Origin of the sequence: Sulfitobacter sp. M05 (assembly GCF_029285175.1) — a bacterium.
Classification (GTDB): Bacteria; Pseudomonadota; Alphaproteobacteria; order Rhodobacterales; family Rhodobacteraceae; genus Sulfitobacter.
This window is the reverse complement of the sequence record NZ_JABEDH010000004.1, coordinates 54,149-76,250: the sequence shown is the minus strand read 5'-3', so window position 1 is coordinate 76,250 and position 22,102 is coordinate 54,149. Positions and strand designations below refer to the sequence as shown.

Sequence of the window (22,102 nt, the reverse complement as noted above, 5' to 3'; positions counted from 1 at the left end):
ACGATACAGGATTAATGGGTCCTGACCCTAAGACCGCGCCGCCACATGGTCGCGGATCAGTTCTTTGTACAAGGCCTGAATACGCGCAGTGACAGGGCGCTCGCCGGTGCCGATCAGCTTGCCGTCGATCTCGGCCACCGGCGTCTGTGCGCCGAAGGTTCCCGTCAGAAACGCTTCGTCTGCGCCGTAGGTTTCATAGAGCGAAAAGTTCTTTTCAAACACTGGAATGCCGTTGGCGCGGCACAGATCAATCACCTTTTGCCGCGTGACCCCATTCATGCAGTAATCCCCTGTCGAGGTCCAAACCTCACCCCGGCGCACGATGAAAAAATTGCAGGCGTTGGTGGTGTTCACAAATCCATGCGGGTCCAGCATCAGGCCCTCATCCGCCCCCGCCGCTTCTGCTTGCAGGCAGGCGATGATGCAGTTCAGTTTTGAATGCGAGTTCAGCTTTGGGTCTTGCGCCATTGGCAGGCCACGCACCTGTGGTACCGTCGCCAGCCTGATGCCTGCCGATTGCAACCGGTAGACGGGCTTTGAATGCTCCATAATGATCACCAAGGTGGGCCCCGAGGTGCTAAGTTGTGGATGCTGGAACGGTTTGTCCTTCAGACCCCGGGTCAACATCAGACGACAATGCACATCATTGGTCATCCCGTTCGCCTCCGCCGTTCGGCGCATTGCCTCTGCGATTCCTGCCTTGTCCATCCCAACATCCAGAGAAATCGTCTTGCAGGAGTTAAAGAACCTGTCCATGTGTTCGTCGAAAAACGCCCATACGCCATCGTACAGTCGCATGCCTTCCCAAATACCATCCCCCAGCATGAAACCGCTGTCATAAACCGAAACCTTGGCCGCATCGCGATGGACGATGTCACCGTTTACGTAAATCTTGATATCGCGGTTGCGGGTATCTTCGTCTGCCTCGTGGGTGGTTGTCATTCTGGGGCCTTTCATTGTTGGCATCTTGATAACAGGTTTGCCTGCCCAGACCAGCACCCGCCACTCTGGTTTTTCCGCCCGCAATATGGCAGGCCGTTGGGATGAAGTTTTTCTCCTCCAAAAACCGCCCTTTACATCTGGGCGGCTACCCGCTTGAGCAGTTGCACAGACTTGATAGCTTGCGCACGCCGTTTCCCGATATTCCATTTGCCGATCTGCGTTTCGAGCGCCCTGAAATGCCGCAAAGTATCGCCAATGCGATGGCCCCCTATCAAGCAATGATGGACGTGCTGCGCGCCGGAAAACCCAATCCTGTGCGGGCGGAGATACCCGAGGATGCCACCGAACGCGCCGCTCATATCAAGGCCTTTGGATATTACAACGACGCCACAATGATGGGCATCTGCACCCTGCCCGATGCTGCCCGTCTGGCTAAGCCACGCCAAAGCGCGGGCACCGATGCTCTGGCCGAGGACCTACGCAACCGCCAGACCAAAACCCTTGCGGCGGGTGTGGATGTGATCATGGCGAACCTGCGCGAGGCGGCGAATACGCCGGTCCCGCCCTTGCCCGATCACAGCCACGCCGTTGTGATCCTGTTCGCCTATGGCCGCGATCCGCGGCCCGACGAACCCGGGACAGACTGGATCATGGATGTGCAGGCCGAACGTGCCGCGCTGCGGGCCACGGAAAACGCAACGGTGCTTGCCGATTATATCCGCCAGCTGGGCTTTGACGCCCGGGTGCATTCTGCCACCACTTCAGATGTAAACCTTGGCACCTGCGCGCTGGCCTGCGGCCTTGCGGTTTGGGAAGGTGGCGCGCTCAGCAACCCGTGGCTTGGCACCCGTTTCGGTTTGGCTGTCGTTACCACCGATATGGCATTAACGCCTGACCGGCCCTTGGCCCCTCTGGCCGAGCAGCCGAACGGTATCCTGAACGGATTGCCGTGGAAGCTTGGCACCCATGGCGGGCTGCGGGCAGGCACCAGCGACCCTTATGCCAAACGGAATTACGTTGACGGCGCACATCCTTTCGAAACGCTCAAGCGGGTCAGTGACCCGACCACATATATCGACGCGCCCAATGTGCCCCGCGTGCCCAAACGCAGCGATTTGTTTGCCCGTGGCCAGTTTGGCGATATGGGACCAAAGGTCCAAGACGCCATGAAGGGCGGGCATCACGTGGTCAAAACCGCCCCTGCTGCTGCGCAACGGCGTTTGTTGGGGGCGTTGATCCTGTTGCAGGATGGAGCGGTTTCACCTGAAAAATCGGGAAATGATCCAGCCCGCAACGCGACCAACCTCAAGGCTGCGAGTTATTTCCTTGGCAGTGATGCGGCGGGGTTGTCGGCCTGCCCGGATTGGACATGGTACAGCCATGACGCCACTGGCACCCCGATCACCCCACCCCATGATCAAGCCCTGTCGCTGATTGTCGATCAGGGGTTCGAAACCACCGACGGCTCCTCCGGCGATGACTGGATCAGCGTGTCACAAAGTATGCGCGCCTATCTGCGGTTTTCCATTATCGGCGGGATCATCGCACAACATATGCGCAACCTCGGTTTTGCCTCCAAATCCCATACGGTGATGGATGGTGACGTTTTGCAACCGCCGCTTTTACTGCTGTCTGGTCTGGGCGAGGTCAGCCGCATCGGCGAGGTGATCCTGAACCCTTTCCTTGGCCCGCGCCTGAAATCCGGTGTTGTCACAACGACCATGCCCGTCGCGCATGATTTGCCGGTCGATTTTGGCCTGCAAAAGTTCTGCGAAAGCTGCAACAAATGTGCCCGCGAATGCCCCTCTGGGGCAATCACAGCCGGACCGAAAAAGATGTTTAACGGCTATGAAATCTGGAAATCCGACAGCCAGAAATGCGCCACCTATCGGATCACAAATCAGGGTGGTGGCATGTGTGGCCGCTGCATGAAGACCTGTCCTTGGAACCTTGAAGGGCTGTTCGCCGAAGCGCCGTTTCGCTGGGCGGCGATGCATATCCCCAAAGCCGCACCGGCCTTGGCCAAACTGGACGACGTGCTGGGCAACGGCGGGCTGAACCCGGTCAAGAAATGGTGGTGGGACATCGAAGTAAAACCCAATGGAGGTTTTGCTGCGCCCGCCGCGCCGGTCAATGCCCGTGACTTGCAAAGGGATCTGGACCTGAAGTTCGAAGACCAGACGCTGGCCGTCTATCCTGCCCCCTTGGCACCGCACCCCTGGCCCTATCCTGATCCGATGAACCGCGAGGCGGGTATCAAAGCCCATGCTGCATTGTTAACCGCTGACGAACACCGCGCTAAAAACGCCGCCGGTGCGACAGACCACCTGCATCTTTATACCGGTTCTGGCGATGCGCCAGTGCTTGATCTGCGGGTGTCTGGCATCGAAAAGCTAAGCGACGGGGTCACTCTTTATACCTTCACCGATCCGCAAGGCGGGGCCTTGCCGGAATGGACCGCAGGCGGACATATCGATTTGGTTGTCGCCCCGGAATTCCTGCGGCCCTATTCGCTGCTGGGCGATCCCGCAGACCGCTCCAGATACCAGATTGCGGTGCTGCGCGAGGACAAGGGGCGCGGCGGCTCTGCGCTTTTGCACCGGGTCTTTACCGCCAACCGGCGGGTCTTTGTCTCAAAGCCTGTAAATCATTTCGAACTGCTCGAGGAGGCCCCCCATTCGTTGTTGATGGGCGGCGGCATCGGGATTACGCCGATGATGGCCTTTGCCCACCGGTTGCACGCACTTGGCAAGCCTTTTGACCTGCATTATTCGGCAAGCACCCGCGCCTCTGCCGCCTTTTGCGACATCTTGACTGGGATGCCTTGGGCGGATCACGTCCACCTGCACCTGTCTGACGAAGGAAGCCGCGCGGACCTGCTGGCGATCATGTCTGCGTTACCAAAGGGCAGCCATGTTTACACCTGCGGTCCCGATACCTACATGCAGTCCGTCATGGACAGTGCAATCGCCTCAAACATCCCCGACGCGCAACGGCATCTGGAGTATTTTTCAACCCCTGATCTGCCAGAATATGTGAACCATCCCTTCACGCTGCGCCTGAAATCGGGACGCGACATTGATGTATCCGCGGATCAATCCGCCGCGGATGCGCTGATTGCGGCCGGCCTGCCCGTGGACCTCAAATGCAGCGACGGCATCTGTGGTGTCTGCAAATGTGGCGTCATCAAGGGGGCGGTCGAACACCGCGACTTTGTGCTGTCCGCGGCGCAACGCGAGGACACGATGATCCTGTGCCAATCCCGCGCCGCGACGCCAAACACAATTCTGGAGATTGATCTGTGAAAACCGCTCTTGTGACAGGCTCTTCCGGCTTTGTCGGCTACTTCACATCGCTTGCCCTGCTGGACGCCGGCTGGCGTGTGATCGGCATTGACAGCCTGTCGGATTACTATGACGTCACACTAAAAATCCGGCGGCAGGAAATGCTGTTGGAAAGACCGAATTTTCAAGTCGTCAACGACAAGATTGAATCCTCCGGTGTGCTGCTGACCCTGTTTGAAAAACACCGCCCCGACATTGTGATCCATCTTGCCGCGCAAGCGGGGGTGCGCCATTCCATCCAGATGCCCCGCGCCTATGTCGAGGCCAACCTGATCGGCACCTTCGAACTGCTTGAGGCCGCGCGCACTTTCCCGCCCAAACATATGCTGCTGGCTTCCAGCTCTTCGGTTTATGGGGCAAATACCAAACTGCCCTATGCCGAAACCGACAAAGTCGACACACAGATGTCCTTTTATGCGGCGACCAAGAAAGCCACGGAAAACCTCGCCCACAGCTATGCCCATCTCTATAATCTGCCGACCACAATGTACCGTTTCTTTACGGTCTATGGCCCTTGGGGCCGTCCGGACATGGCACATTTCAAATTCACCCGTGCGATCCTGAACGGCGATCCCATCGACGTGTATAACCACGGCAATATGCAACGTGACTTCACCTATGTGGACGATCTGGTCGCCTCGATTCTCGCGCTTGCGGAGACCGCGCCAGACCCCGAGAGCCCCGTTGAGGGTGACAGTATTTCACCCAACGCCCCGTTCCGCGTGGTAAACATTGGCAATGACAGCCCTGTAAAACTGCTTGATTTCATTGCCGCAATCGAAACCGCCTGCGGACGCGAGGCGATCAAGACCTATCATGACATCCAGCCGGGTGATGTGCCGTCGACATGGGCAGATGCAACCCTCCTGCACCGGCTCACCGGACAGCGCCCGGTCACCCCCATCGCCACAGGTATCCAGCAATTCGTTGACTGGTACCGCGCCTATTACAAGGTGTGACATCACGGGCTTCATCTTGCCCTTAAACTCTGCTGCACTTCCCTCGCGCGCCAAGCCCCGCTAAGAAGCGCAAAACAGGAGCCTTCCCTATGACCTTCGATCGCAGCATCAAAATCGCCCCTTCCATTCTTGCCGCCGACTTTGCCAACTTCGGGGCTGAATGCGCCGCCGTCGAAGCACAGGGGGCCGATTGGGTCCATGTCGATGTGATGGACGGCCACTTTGTCCCCAACATCAGCTTTGGCCCCGCCACCTGCGCTGCAATCCGCCCGCATATAAAAGGTGTGATGGACGTGCATCTGATGATTGCACCAGTTGACCCCTATATCGAGGCTTTTGCCCAGGCCGGTGCTGATGTGATCACCGCCCATATCGAAGCAGGACCGCATATTCACCGCACCTTGCAGGCCATTCGCGCCACTGGCGCAAAAGCCGGGCTTGCCCTGAACCCCGGCACCCCGGCGGAAAGTGTTGCGCATCTGCTGGACCTGACCGATCTGATCTGTGTGATGACCGTGAACCCCGGGTTCGGCGGCCAAAAATTCATCGACATGAGTGACAAGATCAAAACCCTGCGCCAGATGATCGGTGACCGCCCGGTCCACATCGAGATCGACGGCGGTGTTGATGTGAACACCGCCCCTATCGTGGCACAAGCCGGCGCTGATGTTCTGGTCGCCGGCTCTGCCGTATTCAAAGGCGGATCAGTCAGTGATCCCGCCCCCTATGGTGCCAACATCAAGGCCATTCGCGAAGCGGCCAACGGGGTCTACGCCTAAACCGCCCCGCCAATCGCCGGCAGACCAGCTGCTACGTCAGCTGGTCCGCAAAGGCCTCAAGCAGTTTATGTTTGAGGATTTTTCCCGTCGGGGCGGCCGGCAAAACCGTGCCGATGATAATCTGACTGGGGCGTTTATATCCGGTCAGACGCTCTGCCACGAACCTGCGCAGATCTTCAACTTCGACGTGATCGCCATCGGCAATCTGGACAAAGGCCAACACCTGCTCGTCGCCGTCCTTCATCCGCCCGATCACAGCAGACTGGATCACCTGCGGGTGATCGTTGAACGCCGCCTCAACTTCGGGGGGATAGACGTTGAACCCGCCGTGAATGATCAATTCCTTGGACCGGCCCAGAATGTGGATATGACCGATTTCGTCAATTTTGCCCAAATCTCCGGTGCGTAACCAACCCTCTGCATCAAGCGCCTTGGCGGTCTCTGCCGGATTGCGGTAATACCCCTTCATCACATGGGGCCCGCGGACCAAAATTTCGCCGATGCCCGCGCCATCGCCGCCAGCGGCCTGATCATCAACCCTGACCTCGGTGCCCGGTGTTTTTGGTCCGACCGATATATCCGGCGACCCCAGTTCGTTATCCGTGGCCGACGCGCCCGAGGAGGTCTCGGTCATGCCAAAACCGTTTTGCAAAGGCAGTCCGTAAAAGGCTTCTGCCTTGCGTTTCCATGCCGGATCGAGCGGCGCACCGCCTGAAGAGACATAGCGCAGACTGGGCGAGGCAAGTTTGCTCAAGCCCTGCTCTTTGCTGTATTGCATAACCAATGCGTGCATCTGCGGCACGGCAGGCAGAACGGTTACCCCGTTCATCACAGCTTCGTACAGGCCCTTCGCCGAAAACCGTGCTTCCTGCTGGACCGTTGCACCAGCGTAACACGCCGCCGTAATGACCGAGACCAACCCAAACACATGGGTCAGCGGTAACACCCCGTAAACCACGTCAGCTGACGTCATATTGCGCAGGTTCGACGAGGCCATCCCGCCAAAACGCATATTGTCATGGGTCAACATCACCCCCTTGGGGTCGCCAGTAGTCCCAGTGGTGTAAAGCAGCGTCGCGACATCATGCAGGTCTGCATCCGGGTTAGTCGGCAGCGCAGCCAGGTGCATCGTGCCAAATGCCCCCGTCTGCTTCTCTGCGCCCATCCGGTCGGCATGGGCCTGCGCATCTTTGGAAACGGCAGTTGTCATCAAGATTGCGGCGGGGGTGGCATGATCGACAATACGCGCAACTTCGGCTGCGGTCTGGCGGGCATTCACAGGGATCACCACCGCGTCCAGCTTCCAACAGGCAAACAGGGTTGCGATGGCAGAGGCGCAATTCTCGGACAGCATCAAGACACGGTCGTTGGCCGCAACCCCGGCCCCGCGCAACACCTCGGCCAGCGCATCACTGGCACGGTCCAGATCGGCAAAACGCCAGGCGGTGCCAATACTGTCGGTCAACGCCATCGCATCCGGTCGCGCGGCAACTTGCCCTGCCAGAAATGCCTCTACCCTTGCCATCGATGTCTCTCCCTTTCCATGCGGGTGTCAGTAAACCGCTGGTCGTTTTTCAAGAAATGCAGCGATGCCTTCGGCGGCTTCGTCCCTGCCGGCAGCAGCCGCCATGGCATCCCGCTCCGCGTCCAGTTGTTCTCCTTCGGTGGCCTCATAGGCTTGTGACACCAGCCCTCTGATCACGCCCTGCGCCTCGCGCGGGCCAGCGGCCAGATGATCGACCAGGGCCATGGCCTCTTCCATCGCTTTACCCTTTGTGACCAGTCGGTTGACTGCCCCCAATTCAGCAAACCGTGTCGCCATCACAGGACGGCCCATCAGGCACATTTCCATGGCCAGCGGACGCGGCAAGAGACGCGCCATTGCAGAGGTTAATCCACCGTCAGGCACAAGGCCCGCCTTGACATAAGCCGCTGTGAATTTTGCGTCTTTCGCCGCCACAATCAGATCACAGGCCAAGGCAATGCTAAGCCCGGCCCCGGCGGCACCGCCTTCGACTGCGGCAATTACCGGCACCGGACAGGCCCTGATACTGCGCAGCACATCATGCAATTCGTCAACTTTCACGCGGCGTTCCGCTTCGGAAATCTGACGGCGTTCTATCAGCACATTCAAGTTGCCGCCGGCGCAGAAGAATTCGCCTTCGGAGGTCAGGATCACAGCACGGATGCGCGGTTCCTGTGCCTGTTTCACTGCCGTTTGAATACAGTCATACAATTCGGGCGACAGCGCCCCGCGTTTGGCGGCATTGCCGTTCCAGATAATCAGGCGGTCGCCTGCGTCCTCGATCCTTGCGCTCATGTCAGTTTCTCCTGCGGGACCCGTTTGAACACCCCTGTCGAGGTGGCGATGACCGTGCCGTCCACATGGGTCAGCACAGCGTTGATATACAGCAGACTACGCCCGCCGCCGGTAACCGTACCGGTGGCCTTAACCCAGCCGGGACGGCCCGGCGCGATGTATTGCGTGGTCATGGATATGGTCAGGAACGGCGCGGTGCCAGACGGATCAACCGTCAAAGAACCTGCCGTGCCACTGGCATTGTCCAGCAGGCAAGCTGTAATGCCGCCGTGCAGGACATTGTGCCGGTTGGTGTGTTGCGGCCCGACATCAAGCCAGCACTTCGCATAAGGCGGATCGGATATGTCAACGACATACCCGATCAGCGTTTGCGTGCCTGTCTCGTCGCGGATCAGATAGGCTTCATCCGGCAGTGGGTTCACGTCAGACTGCCCGCTCACGCAGCAGCAAGGGCGATGAACCGCTCAAGGTGGTGATCGGTATCCCCGAAACGGTGATCACTCATGATGATACGTTTGGCGATATGGGCCAGTTCATATTCCTGCGTCATCGCGATACCGCCATGCATCTGAATGCTGTCCTCGGCTACCAGACGGCCGGCACGGCCCATCAGGTTCTTCGTGGCCGACACATTTACCTCGCGGGTCTTGCGGTCACCTTCCAGATGGCCCGCTGCATTGATCACTGCGGAACGCGCCTGTTCCATTTCGATCAGCAAATCGGACATCCGGTGTGCGAGGGCCTGAAACGTGCCAATCGGACGACCAAACTGTTTGCGTGTCATCAGATAGTCTTTGGTCAACGCCGTTGCCGTTTCCATCGCACCCAAAGTTTCAGCACATTGGGCAACCGAAGCCGCAGCGGTACGCGCCTCAATAGCCCCGAAAACGCCACCGGCTTTGCCAAGCCGCGCAGAAGCCGGAACCGTGACGTCATCCAGCATCACCTCAGCAGCGCGGCCACCGGCAAGCAAGGCATAACCCTGAACCGTGATGCCCTTGGTGTCCGCCGGAACCAGAAACAGAGAAATGCCCGCCTCATCGCCGGGTTCACCGCTTTCCCGCGCTGAAATGACAAGGTGGTCCGCCGCCTCCGCGTTGATCACCACGGCCTTGTGACCGTTCAGCACGATGTTGTCGCCGTCAGCCTTGGCGCTGGTTTGCACGAGGTTCAGGTCATAGCGGCTTCTCGGTTCACCGTGGGCAAAGGCCATTTGACAACCACCCGCGATGATCTCCTCGACCAGCGCGGCCTGTGTTTCATTGCCCAAATCGGCAACCAGACCACCGGCCAGAACAGCCGTGTCCAGTACCGGCTCGACCACGCCTGCGCGGCCCAGCTCCTCAAAGACCACGGCCAGATCAAAGCCTTTGCCACCGAAGCCGCCCTGCTCTTCGGTGAACAGCGCACCAATCACACCCAATTCGGCCAGTTCGTTCCAGATTTCACCGGACATGCCGGTTTCACTGTCCAAAATCGTATTGCGCGTTGCAGTGTCATAGCGATCCCGCAGGAAACGGCGCAGCGTGTCTTGCAGCATTTGCCGCTCTTCTGTCAGCTCGAAATTCATGGCTCAGCCCCCCATGCTTACTTTGGCGATGATACCGCGCTGGATTTCGTTCGATCCGCCAAAGATCGACAGTTTGCGGTTGTTGAAATACTTCGCGGCAACCGGACCGGCGCCCAGTGGATCAGGCAGCCCCGCGTTGGACCCGTCCACCGCCTCGGATGCGAATGGCATCGCATATACACCGGCAGCACGGCGGGCCAAATCATTGATTTCCTGACGGATAATCGTGCCTTTTACCTTCAGCATGGATGCTTCGATGCCCGGTGTTCCGCCCCCGGCAGCCTTTGAAATGATGCGCATATTGGTGGTTGCCATGGCCTTTAAATCAATCTCGACCTGCGCCACACGCGCTGCATAATGCGGATTCTGGATCAACGGTTTGCCATTGGCGATTTCAGATTTCGCCAGGCGTTTGACCGTGTTCAGACCTGCCTGCGAAAACCCGACACCGGCGATATTCGTGCGCTCGTGAGTCAGCAGGTATTTGGCATAGGTCCAGCCCTTGTTCTCTTCGCCAACAAGGTTCTCGACCGGCACTTCAACGTCGGTAAACCAAACCTCGTTCACCTCGTGAACACCATCCAACAGGATGATCGGGCGCACTTCGATACCCGGCGTGTTCATGTCGATCAACAGGAAGGAAATGCCTTCTTGTTGTTTCACGTCCTTGTTCGTACGCACCAGACAGAAAATCATATTGGCGTGCTGACCCAGTGTCGTCCAAGTTTTCTGACCGTTCACGACGTAATGTGTGCCCGCCTCGTTCTTAACCGCTGTGGTTTTCAGCGAGGCCAGATCGGAACCGGCACCCGGTTCGGAATAGCCCTGACACCACCAATCGTCGCCGTTCAGCATCCGCGGCAGCCAATAGTCATTCTGTTCCTGCGAACCGAATTTATGCAACACAGGGGCCAGCATCGAGAAACCGAAGGGCACGATGCGGGGCGCATCTGCGGCGGCGGCCTCTTCTTCAAAGATGTGTTTTTGCACCGCGTTCCATTCGGCACCGCCAAATTTCTTGGGCCAGTTCGGAACCAGCCACCCCTGCGCATTCAGGATGCCGTGCCAGCGCTCCATGTCCGCTTTGGTCAGCGTGTCACCATCGCTTCCGGCAACCTTGTCCCGCAGTTCTTTCGGCAGTTTCTCGGCCAGAAAGCGACGGACTTCTTCGCGGAATGCCTTTTCTTCGTCGGTATAATTCAGGTCCATTTTCGCATTCCTTATGAATAGATTTCGAACAGGCCGGCAGCACCCATGCCACCGCCGATGCACATCGTCACAACACCCAGTTTTGCACCGCGCCGCTTGCCTTCAAGCAACAGATGACCGGTGCAGCGTGCGCCTGTCATGCCGAACGGGTGGCCAATCGCGATAGAGCCGCCGTTGACGTTGTATTTTTCGGGGTCGATGCCCAGCGTATCACGGGAATAGAGGCATTGCGATGCGAAGGCCTCGTTCAATTCCCACAGGTCAATGTCATCCACCGTAAGACCATGACGTTCCAACAAACGCGGCACGGCATAGATCGGGCCAATCCCCATCTCATCGGGTTCACAGCCCGCAACCGCAAAGCCCTTGAACGCGCCGAGCGGCTCAAGCCCTTGTTTTTCAGCCTCTCTACTGTCCATCACAACCACTGCGGCGGCACCATCCGACAACTGGCTTGCGTTTCCGGCTGTGACAAAACCACCTTCACGCACAGGCGCAAGACCCGCCAAACCGTCCAGGGTTGTGCCCGGGCGGTTACATTCATCCCGGTCCACGGTGACCTCGTGATAGGAGATTTCCTTGGTCTCTTTATCCTGCACACCCATGGTGGTTTTCATCGGCACGATTTCGTGATCAAACTTGCCCGCTTCCTGCGCGGCAGCAATCAGCTGCTGGCTGCGCAGGCCGAATTCGTCCTGATATTCACGGCTCAGGCCATAGCGTTGGGCGACAATATCTGCGGTTTCGATCATCGTCATGTAAACGGCGGGTTTGTGCTCTTTCAGCCATGCATCCTTGACGCTGATGGAATGCTGACCCGTCATCGAAATGCTTTCGACACCGCCGGCAACCATAGGCCCTGCGCCTTCTTGCGTGATCGCATTTGCCGCCATCGCGATGCTTTGTAAACCAGACGAACAAAAGCGGTTGACCGTGACACCTGCCGCCGTGACCGGCAATCCGGCGCGCAGGGCAATCTGTCGGGCGATATTGCCACCGGTCGCCCCTTCGGGTGTGGCGCACCCCATAACAACGTCTTCGATCTGGGACGGATCAAGGCCCGCGCGTGCGACCGCGTGTTCCACCACGTGCCCCCCCATCGTGGCCCCATGGGTCATATTCAACGAGCCGCGAAAAGACTTCGCGAGGCCTGTGCGGGCGGTTGAGACGATAACTGCTTGTTTCATTTGGCGGCGTCCTTGTTCATGTCATCGAAAGTGCGCCCTTCGGCGACCAGTGTTTTCAAGAGCGGGGCGGGTTGCCAGAACCAGGCATCTTCAGCAGCATAGCTTTCGATATCCGCCAGAACCTCCGGCAGACCCTGAATATCGGCCCATTTCATGGGTCCCCCCCAATAGCGCGGAAAGCCGTAGCCAAAGAGCAGCGTCATATCGACGTCCAGCGGACGGCGCGCGATGCCTTCACCAACGACTTTCGCGGCTTCATTAACCATGGCACACATGTAGCGACGCACAATCTCTTCATCGGTGAAAGGACGCGGCGTAATTCCCAGGCTTGCCTGTTCCGCTGCGACCAGTTCGGCAATTTTGGGGTTCGGCACACCTGCACGTTTACCGGCCGCATAGATATAATACCCCTCTCCGGTTTTCTGGCCAAAGTGACCATCCTCGCACAGGTGATCAATATAGGTCGGCACCCGCTCTGCCGGGTGGCGGTGCGGCGCTTTGCGCTTGCGGGTCATCCAACCGATGTCGAGCCCGGCAAGGTCGGCCACGGCAAATGGCCCCATGGCAAAACCGAAGTTCACCAATGCCTTGTCGATCTGATAGGGCGATGCGCCGTCCAGCACCATGTGATCCGCGGCGGTCCGGTAGGTGGCAAGGATGCGGTTCCCGATAAACCCGTCACACACACCCGCACGCACCGAAATTTTGCCCAGCGCCTTGCCCAACGCAAAACCGGTCGCGACAACATCAGAGGCGGTTTCCTTTGCGACAACCACTTCAAGCAGCTTCATGATATGCGCCGGCGAGAAGAAATGAAGCCCGATCACATCCGCAGGGCGCGCAGTAGAAGCCGCAATTTCATCAACATCCAGATACGAGGTGTTAGAAGCAAGGATACAGCCCGGTTTGCAAACGGCATCCAGTTTGCCAAAGACCTCTTTCTTGACGTCCATGTTTTCAAAAACCGCTTCGACCACCAAATCAACGTTGTTCAGGCTGTCATAGGACGTTGACACAACCAGCGCCTTTTGGGTCAGCGTGTCGAATTTTTCCTGACTGATCTTGCCGCGCTTTAAGGCACCCGACAGGTTACCGCTGATCCGGCCATGGGCGGCCTCGGCAGCTTCGGCGGTCATTTCAATCAGGACAACTTCAAACCCGGACAACAGCGCCGCCGTGGCAATCCCCGCCCCCATGGTGCCGCCCCCGATCACGCCAACGGCCTTCAATTCACGTGGTGCAACCCCCTTTAGCTCAGGCAGATTGCCCACCGCACGCTCTGAAAAGAACGCGTGGATCATGCCCTGACGCTGATCTGTTCCCATCAGCTCCATGAACAATTCACGTTCCTTGGCCATGCCATCAGCAAAAGACATTTCGCTGGCGGCCTGAACAGCGCGCACGGCGGTTGCCGGGCTGATCTGGCCACGGCCCTTTTTCAGCACCGCCTCATAGGTCGCATCCCAGTCGATGGCTGGTGCTGCAGGCAAGGCGCTGACCGGGCGCGGCTGCGCACCCTCGGCCAGCAAATCACGTGTATAGGCAAGGCCAACCGCTTCGGGATCGCCTTCGTTGACGCGATCCACCACACCCAGTTCCAGCGCCTCAGCAGCTTTGACCTGACGACCGCTTGTGATCATGTCCAGCGCCGGCTCTGCCCCCGTCAAACGCGGCAGACGCTGGGTGCCACCGGCACCGGGGATCAGCCCCAGATGTACTTCAGGCAGGCCGACACGGGCAGATGGTTGCGCGACGCGGTAATGCGCACAAAGTGCGACCTCCAGTCCGCCGCCCAGCGACACCCCATGCATCGACGCAACCACCAACAGCGGCGATGCTTCGATCCGGGCACAGAGAACCGGCAGATGTGGCTCCATCGGCGGTTTGCCAAATTCGGTGATATCCGCTCCGGCGATAAAGGCACGTCCCGCGCCCACAATCAGCACCGCGCGCACACCGTCATCCGCTTCGGCGCGGTCCATGGCATCCCACAATCCCTGACGTACGGCTTGGGACAAGGCATTCACCGGCGGGTTCTGGATGCGCAGCACGGCGATATCGTCATGGCGGGTATAGGCGATTTTATCTGTCATTTCGTTCTCCTGGGGGTTCAACCACGACGGGCCAGCGCAGGCGCATGTCCGGTCCGGTGTTCAAGGCGGCGCACCGCGTCTCTAAGGGCGGGCCCGACTTCAGCCACGATCCGCGCATCTGGCAGATCGCGCGGCAGAGCTCCGCAGGTAAAGGCGACGCTTTCGCCAAATTCGGTTGCAAAATATGGCACGCTGACCGCGCTCACTGTGCTGGCATACCGGGTGGGTGCCGGGGCCACGGCAAAACCTTGACCGATCAATTGGTCAAAACCCTCCTGCCGGAACTGTGCCATCTCGGTGCTTTCATCGAGGGCCGCGAACTTCTCAGCGTCCATAGTGGCCAACACCGCCAGTCCGGAAGATGAGCCGAAAACCGGAATGCGCTGGCCCGGGTCCAGCCAGATCGTCGATGCGCCAGTCGGACGCCAGGTTTTCACCAGCAGCATCCGCGTGCCGTCACGCACGGCAATCAAGGCCAGCGTGCCGGTTGCATCCGCCAGCCGCTGCATTGTGTCGGACGCCAGATCAACAAAACTGTTGGACAGAGACGCCACCGACCCCAGCGCTACCGCCGCCGGCCCCAGCCGGAACCGTTCGTTCCGCCCGCCATGGGCCAGATAGCCAAGCTCGCACAGGGTATAAGTAAGTCGGGAAATGGTGGGTTTGGGCAGCCCCGTCCGGGCGGCGATTTCAGCATGGGTCAAACCGTTATCGCTTGCATGAAACGCGCGCAAAATACCAAGGCCCCGCCCCAGCGTATTGGCAAACTTGCGGTCTGTGGTTTCGGCGTTCATCGCGCCGGCCCCGTCGCCCGAGATGATCCGCATGTTCTGCTCTTTTGCAAGCTTGCGCCCCACTTGTTTCACATAGCGAAACTTTATTTCGCTTCTATCGACAAGACGTAAAGACCCCTTGTGATTCATGCAAGGGGGCTCTGGGAACAGGAAACTGTGCCGTCACGTTTCAAGGGCGCGGGACTAAACATACCTTGGGCATCACGCCAGTCGCACAGCAGACAGAAAGGCCGGTGCCAATTGGCACCGGCTGACACGAAACCAAAAAAACGTTCGGGTCCTGACCCTACGTCGCGTGGCCGTAGATAAAACAGGCACCAGGAACGGCCCCCTCGGGCAGCGCCAGTTCCGTCAGCGCCTCGAAATACATCCGGTCGCTGGCCACCATCAGGCCGCCGGAAGCCAGTAACGGCTCGACGAGCGGGGACACCACCCGCGCAAAGGCGTCGTTCTTGGCCCGGTCATGCCCGCCCAGATCAGCATGGATCAACGATGCCGATGCCCCGAACCGCGCGCGGGCCTGCACCAGCGTGTCATTCACATCCCCAAGGATCAGCATGTCATCCGGCGGTGTGCTTTGCGGATGCGAGGCCACTGCACGCTCAAAGACATAGACCGGCCTGTCGGGCATATTCTCGATCATGTGATGATAGGTGCGCCCATTGCCAAGCCCCAGTTCGAACGCCGGCCCGCCCAGCGACGCGGTCTGATTGATGGCGTAGTCCAGGCAGGCCCGCTGCGACACCATTCTGTTAATAAAGTGGTCAAGACGACTCATGGAAGTTCCTTTTTGCTGAGCGAAGCAAGTAATGCCCCATCTGGGTGCCTGTGTAACCTGAATGCCCCGACAGCGGCCAGTGGCCGCAAGGGCACATCGCTGTGATCCGTTTCCTTGCTGGACGGGTCGGCGCAAATCGGCTTCACTCCGAATCTGGACACCGGCCCCTATTGTAAGGACCTGAATGACCTCTTTGCTGGACGTAGACGGATTGACGATCGGTTTTGGCGATGCCCCCCCTGTGGTGCGCGACGTCAGCTTTTCCGTGTCCGCAGGAGAGACACTGGCGCTGGTCGGTGAAAGCGGATCGGGCAAAACCCTGACCTGCCGCAGCGCATTGCGGATTTTGCCCGAAGCCGCACAGATCAGGGGCGGGTCAGTGACATTTGCCGGCCAAGAGGGGCCAGTGGACATACTGGGCTGCGCCGAACCTCAGATGCGCGCCATTCGCGGCAACCGGATTGCGATGATCTTTCAAGAGCCGATGCGGTCCTTATCGCCGCTGCACAGGCTGGGGGATCAGGTCAGCGAAGTGCTGCGCATTCACCGTGACATGGGCGCGCGCGAGGCAAAAACACGGGTATTGGCGCAATTCGACAAGGTTGGCTTTGTCGATCCAGAACGGGCTTTTTCCAGCTATCCCTTTGAAATGTCAGGCGGTATGCGCCAACGGGCAATGATTGCGATGGCCATGGTGGCGCAGCCCGAATTACTAATCGCAGATGAACCGACAACCGCGTTGGATGTCACGACGCAGGCGCAAGTGCTGGGGCTGATAAACACCCTGCAACAAGACACCGGCATGGCGGTAATACTGGTTACCCATGATCTGGGTGTGGTCGCCAATATGGCACAGCAGGTGGTGGTGATGAACAAAGGCCGCGTCATGGAAGCGGGCCGCGCCGAACATGTACTGACCACCCCTGCCCATGGGTATACGGCCAAGCTTTTTGCCGCCGCGCCGATGATCCCGACCGTCGCCACTCCGGCCCCAGAACTGGCCTATGACGATGTGATCCTCGATCTTAAAAGCGTAACCAAAACCTATACCATGCGGGCCAGCGGCTGGCGGGCCCCTGTTGCGATCACCGCCTGTCGCGATGTGAACCTGCAAGTGCCACGTGGCAAAACGCTGGCGGTGGTGGGCGAAAGCGGATCGGGTAAAACAACCTGTGCGCGGGTCGCCTTGGGGGCAGAGCGCCCTGATGCCGGTGGCGAAGTGCTGTTTCGGCCTGTCGCCGGCGAACCTGCCCTGCCCGTCCATGACATGGACCGCACCCAGCGCACCGCCTTTCAACGGCAGGCGCAGATGGTGTTTCAGGATCCCTATTCCTCGCTCAGCCCGCGCATGCGTGTGCTTGAGGCATTGGTGGAACCGATGGAAATTCACGCCATGGGCAACCGGCGCGACCGCAAGGAAAAAGCCGCAGAGATGTTGCGTCTGGTCGGATTAAACCCTGACATGCTGCACCGGTATCCTCATGCGTTTTCCGGCGGACAGCGACAGCGGCTTTCGGTTGCGCGCGCCCTGACCTTGGACCCGAAACTGTTGATCTGTGACGAGCCGACCAGCGCTTTGGACGTCTCTGTTCAGGATCAAATCCTGACCCTGCTAGAAGACATCCGGGATCGCGCAAAGTTAAGCTATCTGTTCATCAGTCACGATCTGGCGGTGGTGGCACGTATTGCGGATGAGGTGGCGGTGATGCGGGCCGGTGTGATCGTTGAGCAGGCCCCGCCCGACACCCTGTTCTACAATCCGCAACACCCCTATACCAAAGCCCTGATTGCCGCCCAGCCCGAACCGGATGTAACCCGCCCGATCAACCTTGATCTGGTTGCCAAAGGGGCCGGAGCCTCGACCAGCTGGCCGGACAAATACCGGTTTGACGGCACAAGCGCACCGGCCTTGCGCGAACTGGAGCCGGGCCATAAGGTGCGCTGCCATGCGTAAGCTTCTTATTCTTCTTGCGGTTCTTGCCGCACCGGCCTTTGCGCAACCCCCATTGCAGGAAGCCACATTCTGGGCGCAGGAAGTTGCCGCCGGGAACCTGCCGCCCGTCGGTGAACGCGTGCCGGATACGCCGCTGGTGGTTGATCTTGAGGCAAAGGGGCGCAGCTTTGGCACACCGGGCGGCACCCTGCGCACCCTGGTTACCCGTTCCAAGGACGTGCGCCAGATGGTGGTATACGGGTATGCGCGGCTGGTCGGTTACGGCCCTGACTACGTGCTTTACCCCGACATCCTGCGCGATGTTGAGGTGATCAAGGACCGCAAGTTCATACTGCATCTTCGGCCGGGCCACCGCTGGTCCGATGGGATGCCTTTCACCTCTGCGGATTTCCGCTATTGGTGGGAAAAGGTGGTGAACAACGCTGAAATCACACCTTCGGGACCGCCTGAATTTATGGTGGTTGATGGGCAATTGGGCCGCGTCACCTTTCCCGATGATCACACCGTGATCTTTGAATGGGACACACCAAACTCAAACTTCCTGCCCTTGTTGGCGCAGGCTGCCCCGCCCTTCATCTATCGACCGGCGCATTATCTGAAACAGTTTCACGTTGATTTTGCCGAAACCGAGGCGCTGGCAGAAGAAGTGCGCCGCGCACGGGTGAAAAGCTGGGCTGCGCTGCACAACAAGCGCGACAACATGTACAAATACGACAATCCCGACCAGCCAACATTACAGCCATGGATCAATGCCAGCGGACGCAGCTCGCGCCAGCTGTTCGTGCGCAATCCCTATTACCACCGGATCGACGCGCGCGGCGTGCAACTTCCCTATATCGACGTGGTGAACATGACGATTGTGGGCGGCGGGCTGGTCGCGGCCAAGGCCAATGCCGGCGAGGTCGATTTGCAGGCACGCGGCCTTGATTTTCCGGATGTGTCCATCCTCAAGAAAGGCGAAGCCGATGGCGGCAATTACCGCACGCTGATCTGGGCCAGTGGCGTTGCAAGCCAGATTGCAATCTATCCGAACCTGAATTTCAATGACCCGGTCTGGCGCCAAGTGATGCGCGATGTGCGGTTCCGCCGCGCTCTGAGCCTTGGCATCGACCGGCGCATGATCAACCGCGCCTTGTATTTCGGCCTTGGCAAGGAGGGGGGCATGACCGCCCTGTCGTCCAGCCCGCTGCATGAAGACGGCGATTTACTGGCATGGTCGCAAATGGATATCCCCGCGGCCAATGCCCTACTCGATGACATGGGATTGAAGGACCGCAACCATGCCGGCCTCCGGCTTTTGCCAGATGGCCGCCCGATGGAATTTGTCATTGAAACCGCCGGCGAACGACAAGAAGTTGAAAACGCATTGGCGATTGTCACTGACACTTGGCGCGAGATCGGCATCAAGCTGGTGATGCGCCCGCTGGACCGTGATATTCTGCGCAACCGGGTCTATGCCGGGGTCAGCATGGCCGCGATCTGGTTTGGCTGGGACAACGGGCTGCCCACGGCGGCAACCTCGCCCAAATATCTGGCTCCGACCAATCAGGAGTTTTTTGCATGGCCAAAATGGGGGCAATATTACGCCACCGCCGGCAGTGCCGGCATGCCGCCCGATATGGAGCCCGCGAAACGGCTGATGCAGCTGGCGGACGACTGGGCGCATACAACCGATCCGGCAAACCGCAAGGCAATCTGGCGCGAGATGCTGGCCATCCATGCAGACCAGCAATTCGCCATTGGCATCCTGTCGGAAGCACCGCAACCGGTTGTGGTGTCAAAACATCTGCGCAACGTGCCGGAAAAGGCCGTCTGGGCCTATGATCCGGGGGCACATTTCGGGGTCCATAGAGTGGATGAATTCTATTTCGACGATGCATTCATGCAGGTGACGCAATGATGCTTTTGCGCTACGCGGCCAACCGGCTGTTGACGATGCTGCTGACCCTTTGGATCGTATCGATCATGGTCTGGATCATCATCAACCTGCCCCCCGGTGATTATCTTTCCAACCAAATTGCTGAATTGCGTGCCACCGGTCAGGCCGAAGGTGTCGCCAAGGCCGAATTCCTGCGGACCGAATATGCGTTGGACCGCCCCCTTTGGGAACAATATTTCATCTGGGTCGGGATGATGCCCGGGCCAAACGGGTTTTCAGGGTTGCTTCAGGGGGACTTTGGCTGGTCCTTTGAATTTGACCGCCCCGTCGGTGACATCGTTGGGGATGCTTTATGGCTGACCGTGCTGGTCAACCTTGCCGCGGTGCTGTTTGTCTATGCCGTCGCCTTGCCGCTGGGCGTTCTGGCCGCCGCAAAATCTGAAACATGGGTGGATTACACCGCCGGTTTTGTCGGCTATCTGGGGCTGGCCACGCCGAACTTTCTGCTGGCCTTGATCCTGTTCTACTACGGCAACAAATACTTCGACCTGCCGATTGGCGGGCTGATGCATCCCGCCTTCGAAGGCGAGCCTATGACATGGGGAAAGGTCAAATCCATCCTGCTGCATATGATTGTTCCCACCTTTGTGATCGGCACTTCGGGGGCGGCGGCCATGATGCAACGGCTGCGGGCCAATATGCTGGACGAGTTGAGCAAACCCTATGTTGAAACCGCCAAGGCCAAAGGATTGGGCCCGGCCAAGATGCTCACAAAGTATCCTCTGCGTATGGCCTTTAACCCTTTCGTCGCAGACATCGGCAACCTGCTGCCGGCGATGGTATCGGGGTCGGTTCTGGTTTCGGTTGTGCTGGGGCTGCAAACTATCGGCCCCTCATTGCTGACCGCGCTGAAATCGCAGGATCAATTCCTTGCAGCCTTCGTGTTGATGTTCGTCGCCATGTTGACGCTGATCGGCACGATGATCTCTGATCTGCTGCTGGTCCTGCTGGACCCGCGAATTCGTTATGGGGATCGCAACACATGACCGGGCATCCAGATAACCGTTATGTCGATCCAGAACCGTGGCAGGACGAAACCGACATCAGCGCGCCGGAACGCTCTGACATGGATGCGCCCGCATGGCTTCTGGTCTGGCGCAAATTCCGCCGCCACAAGCTGGCGTTGGTTTCGGGCCTCTTCCTGCTAACCTGTTATCTGATCCTGCCGATCGCGGGTTTCATTGCCCCCTACACCCCGAACGAGCGCAGCGCCGATTACCTCTATGCGCCCCCGCAGAGCATTAACCTGTGGCACGAGGGCCGCTTTGTTGGGCCTTTTGTCTATCCCACCACTGCCGAGGCCGATCTGGAGCAATTCCAATGGCGTTATAGCACCGATGAAACCACACCAATGCCGCTGGAGTTTTTCTGCGAAGGGCAAACCTACCGGCTGTTTGGCCTCATTGCCTCGGACACCCATCTGTTCTGCGCGCCTCAAGGGGCGACCGTGTTCCTTTGGGGCTCTGACCGGCTGGGCCGCGATGTCTTCAGCCGCATCCTGTATGGCGCGCAACTGTCACTAACCGTCGGCCTGATCGGCATCACGGTGTCGTTCCTGCTGGGCATCACCTTTGGCGCGATGGCCGGGTACTTTGGGGGCAAAACCGACTGGATCGTGAACCGCGCCATCGAAATCCTGCGTTCCCTACCAGAGCTGCCGCTGTGGCTGGCTCTCTCTGCCGCAGTGCCCTCAAACTGGGGGCCAGTTGCGGTGTTCTTTATCATCTCGATCATTCTGGGCATTCTCGACTGGCCCGGCCTCGCCCGTGCGGTGCGCTCGAAATTCCTGTCCCTGCGTGAAGAGGAATACGTAAAGGCGGCTGAAATGATGGGTGCCAAACCCTCGCGCGTGATCCGCCGCCATTTGCTGCCCAACTTCATGTCACATCTGATCGCCAGCGCCACCCTGTCGATCCCCGCAATGATCCTTGGCGAAACCGCGCTCAGCTTCCTTGGTCTCGGCCTGCGCGCCCCTGCGGTCAGCTGGGGCGTGATGCTGAACGACGCGCAAAACCTTGCGAGCATCGAAATCTATTGGTGGACCGCCATCCCGATGCTGCCGATCATCGTGGTTGTACTGGCGTTCAATTTCCTTGGCGACGGGCTGCGCGCGTCGCTAGACCCATACAAAAGCTGACGACGCTCGCATCGCGCCACGTCTATAGCCCCGCCTTCAACCTGAGACCTCTTACCTTACCAAAGGCCCAAGAACGCGAATATTGGCGATGATGGTT

17 protein-coding genes are annotated in these 22,102 nt (G+C 59.0%); 7 read left to right on the top strand and 10 right to left on the bottom strand.

Annotated elements, in window-relative coordinates:
- Positions 1–27: 27 nt before the first annotated feature.
- Positions 28–942 carry an aminotransferase class IV gene (locus tag HKX44_RS15825; RefSeq protein ID WP_276152343.1) on the bottom strand — a complete coding sequence of 305 codons (915 nt, stop codon included), beginning with the start codon at positions 940–942 and terminating at the stop codon, positions 28–30.
- Positions 943–1,043: 101 nt separating this feature from the next.
- On the opposite strand from HKX44_RS15825, the gene HKX44_RS15820 reads away from it, so the two are divergent.
- The 3 genes from HKX44_RS15820 (at position 1,044) to rpe (ending at position 6,024) form a co-directional block, all read left to right on the top strand.
- Entirely contained in the window at positions 1,044–4,247 is a 3,204-nt protein-coding gene (locus tag HKX44_RS15820; RefSeq protein WP_276152342.1) for a 4Fe-4S double cluster binding domain-containing protein, read from the top strand.
- The gene (locus HKX44_RS15815) at positions 4,244–5,245 is read left to right on the top strand and encodes an NAD-dependent epimerase/dehydratase family protein (RefSeq protein ID WP_276152341.1); all 1,002 of its coding nucleotides are present in this window, start codon (positions 4,244–4,246) and stop codon (positions 5,243–5,245) included. Before HKX44_RS15820 ends, HKX44_RS15815 begins: the two co-directional genes overlap by 4 nt.
- An 89-nt stretch (positions 5,246–5,334) precedes the next feature.
- Positions 5,335–6,024 carry a ribulose-phosphate 3-epimerase gene (rpe, locus tag HKX44_RS15810; RefSeq protein WP_276152340.1) on the top strand — a complete coding sequence of 230 codons (690 nt, stop codon included), beginning with the start codon at positions 5,335–5,337 and terminating at the stop codon, positions 6,022–6,024.
- A 31-nt stretch (positions 6,025–6,055) separates the two neighbouring features.
- Here rpe and HKX44_RS15805 read toward each other — a convergent pair whose 3' ends face one another.
- From HKX44_RS15805 to HKX44_RS15765, 9 genes are all read right to left on the bottom strand, one after another.
- Complete coding sequence (locus HKX44_RS15805) at positions 6,056–7,549, bottom strand: class I adenylate-forming enzyme family protein (RefSeq protein WP_276152339.1); 1,494 nt, start codon at positions 7,547–7,549, stop codon at positions 6,056–6,058.
- A 27-nt stretch (positions 7,550–7,576) separates the two neighbouring features.
- On the bottom strand, positions 7,577–8,344 hold the full coding sequence (locus HKX44_RS15800; protein WP_276152338.1) for an enoyl-CoA hydratase family protein: 768 nt from the start codon (positions 8,342–8,344) through the stop codon (positions 7,577–7,579).
- On the bottom strand, positions 8,341–8,766 hold the full coding sequence (locus HKX44_RS15795; protein ID WP_276153727.1) for a PaaI family thioesterase: 426 nt from the start codon (positions 8,764–8,766) through the stop codon (positions 8,341–8,343). The genes HKX44_RS15800 and HKX44_RS15795 overlap by 4 nt, the downstream gene beginning before the upstream one ends.
- Positions 8,767–8,780: 14 nt before the next feature.
- Positions 8,781–9,914 (bottom strand): acyl-CoA dehydrogenase, encoded by a 1,134-nt coding sequence (locus HKX44_RS15790; protein WP_276152336.1) that lies wholly within the window; start codon positions 9,912–9,914, stop codon positions 8,781–8,783.
- 3 nt (positions 9,915–9,917) lie between these two features.
- Positions 9,918–11,123, bottom strand: a complete 1,206-nt coding sequence (locus tag HKX44_RS15785; RefSeq protein ID WP_276152335.1) for an acyl-CoA dehydrogenase family protein — start codon at positions 11,121–11,123, stop codon at positions 9,918–9,920.
- Between the two features lie 11 nt (positions 11,124–11,134).
- Positions 11,135–12,310, bottom strand: coding sequence for an acetyl-CoA C-acyltransferase (locus tag HKX44_RS15780; protein ID WP_276152334.1), 1,176 nt, complete (start codon positions 12,308–12,310; stop codon positions 11,135–11,137).
- A complete protein-coding gene (locus HKX44_RS15775) occupies positions 12,307–14,403 on the bottom strand; it encodes an FAD-dependent oxidoreductase (RefSeq protein ID WP_276152333.1) in 2,097 nt (698 codons plus the stop codon). The genes HKX44_RS15780 and HKX44_RS15775 overlap by 4 nt, the downstream gene beginning before the upstream one ends.
- A gap of 17 nt (positions 14,404–14,420) precedes the next feature.
- Positions 14,421–15,230 carry an IclR family transcriptional regulator gene (locus HKX44_RS15770; RefSeq protein ID WP_276152332.1) on the bottom strand — a complete coding sequence of 270 codons (810 nt, stop codon included), beginning with the start codon at positions 15,228–15,230 and terminating at the stop codon, positions 14,421–14,423.
- Between the two features lie 253 nt (positions 15,231–15,483).
- The gene (locus tag HKX44_RS15765; protein WP_276152331.1) at positions 15,484–15,975 is read right to left on the bottom strand and encodes a class I SAM-dependent methyltransferase; all 492 of its coding nucleotides are present in this window, start codon (positions 15,973–15,975) and stop codon (positions 15,484–15,486) included.
- Between the two features lie 184 nt (positions 15,976–16,159).
- Between HKX44_RS15765 and HKX44_RS15760 the strand changes: the two genes are divergently transcribed.
- Genes HKX44_RS15760 through HKX44_RS15745 form a run of 4 tightly spaced genes read left to right on the top strand, consistent with a single transcriptional unit; the run spans position 16,160 to position 22,005 of the window.
- Positions 16,160–17,929, top strand: coding sequence for an ABC transporter ATP-binding protein (locus HKX44_RS15760; protein ID WP_276152330.1), 1,770 nt, complete (start codon positions 16,160–16,162; stop codon positions 17,927–17,929).
- Positions 17,922–19,829 (top strand): ABC transporter substrate-binding protein, encoded by a 1,908-nt coding sequence (locus tag HKX44_RS15755; RefSeq protein ID WP_276152329.1) that lies wholly within the window; start codon positions 17,922–17,924, stop codon positions 19,827–19,829. Before HKX44_RS15760 ends, HKX44_RS15755 begins: the two co-directional genes overlap by 8 nt.
- Positions 19,826–20,854, top strand: coding sequence for an ABC transporter permease (locus HKX44_RS15750; RefSeq protein WP_276152328.1), 1,029 nt, complete (start codon positions 19,826–19,828; stop codon positions 20,852–20,854). Before HKX44_RS15755 ends, HKX44_RS15750 begins: the two co-directional genes overlap by 4 nt.
- Positions 20,851–22,005 carry an ABC transporter permease gene (locus tag HKX44_RS15745; RefSeq protein WP_276152327.1) on the top strand — a complete coding sequence of 385 codons (1,155 nt, stop codon included), beginning with the start codon at positions 20,851–20,853 and terminating at the stop codon, positions 22,003–22,005. Before HKX44_RS15750 ends, HKX44_RS15745 begins: the two co-directional genes overlap by 4 nt.
- Positions 22,006–22,102 lie beyond the last annotated feature (97 nt).

Excerpts from the sequence above, each read along its gene's own strand:
- HKX44_RS15755 (WP_276152329.1), top strand. The coding sequence starts at position 17,922 with ATGCGTAAGCTTCTTATTCTTCTTGCGGTTCTTGCCGCACCGGCCTTT.
- HKX44_RS15800 (WP_276152338.1), bottom strand. The coding sequence starts at position 8,344 with ATGAGCGCAAGGATCGAGGACGCAGGCGACCGCCTGATTATCTGGAAC.
- HKX44_RS15775 (WP_276152333.1), bottom strand. The coding sequence starts at position 14,403 with ATGACAGATAAAATCGCCTATACCCGCCATGACGATATCGCCGTGCTG.
- HKX44_RS15780 (WP_276152334.1), bottom strand. The coding sequence starts at position 12,310 with ATGAAACAAGCAGTTATCGTCTCAACCGCCCGCACAGGCCTCGCGAAG.
- HKX44_RS15745 (WP_276152327.1), top strand. The coding sequence starts at position 20,851 with ATGACCGGGCATCCAGATAACCGTTATGTCGATCCAGAACCGTGGCAG.
- HKX44_RS15750 (WP_276152328.1), top strand. The coding sequence starts at position 19,826 with ATGATGCTTTTGCGCTACGCGGCCAACCGGCTGTTGACGATGCTGCTG.
- HKX44_RS15760 (WP_276152330.1), top strand. The coding sequence starts at position 16,160 with ATGACCTCTTTGCTGGACGTAGACGGATTGACGATCGGTTTTGGCGAT.
- HKX44_RS15765 (WP_276152331.1), bottom strand. The coding sequence starts at position 15,975 with ATGAGTCGTCTTGACCACTTTATTAACAGAATGGTGTCGCAGCGGGCC.
- HKX44_RS15770 (WP_276152332.1), bottom strand. The coding sequence starts at position 15,230 with ATGCGGATCATCTCGGGCGACGGGGCCGGCGCGATGAACGCCGAAACC.
- HKX44_RS15790 (WP_276152336.1), bottom strand. The coding sequence starts at position 9,914 with ATGAATTTCGAGCTGACAGAAGAGCGGCAAATGCTGCAAGACACGCTG.
- HKX44_RS15820 (WP_276152342.1), top strand. The coding sequence starts at position 1,044 with ATGAAGTTTTTCTCCTCCAAAAACCGCCCTTTACATCTGGGCGGCTAC.
- HKX44_RS15805 (WP_276152339.1), bottom strand. The coding sequence starts at position 7,549 with ATGGCAAGGGTAGAGGCATTTCTGGCAGGGCAAGTTGCCGCGCGACCG.
- HKX44_RS15825 (WP_276152343.1), bottom strand. The coding sequence starts at position 942 with ATGACAACCACCCACGAGGCAGACGAAGATACCCGCAACCGCGATATC.
- HKX44_RS15785 (WP_276152335.1), bottom strand. The coding sequence starts at position 11,123 with ATGGACCTGAATTATACCGACGAAGAAAAGGCATTCCGCGAAGAAGTC.
- rpe (WP_276152340.1), top strand. The coding sequence starts at position 5,335 with ATGACCTTCGATCGCAGCATCAAAATCGCCCCTTCCATTCTTGCCGCC.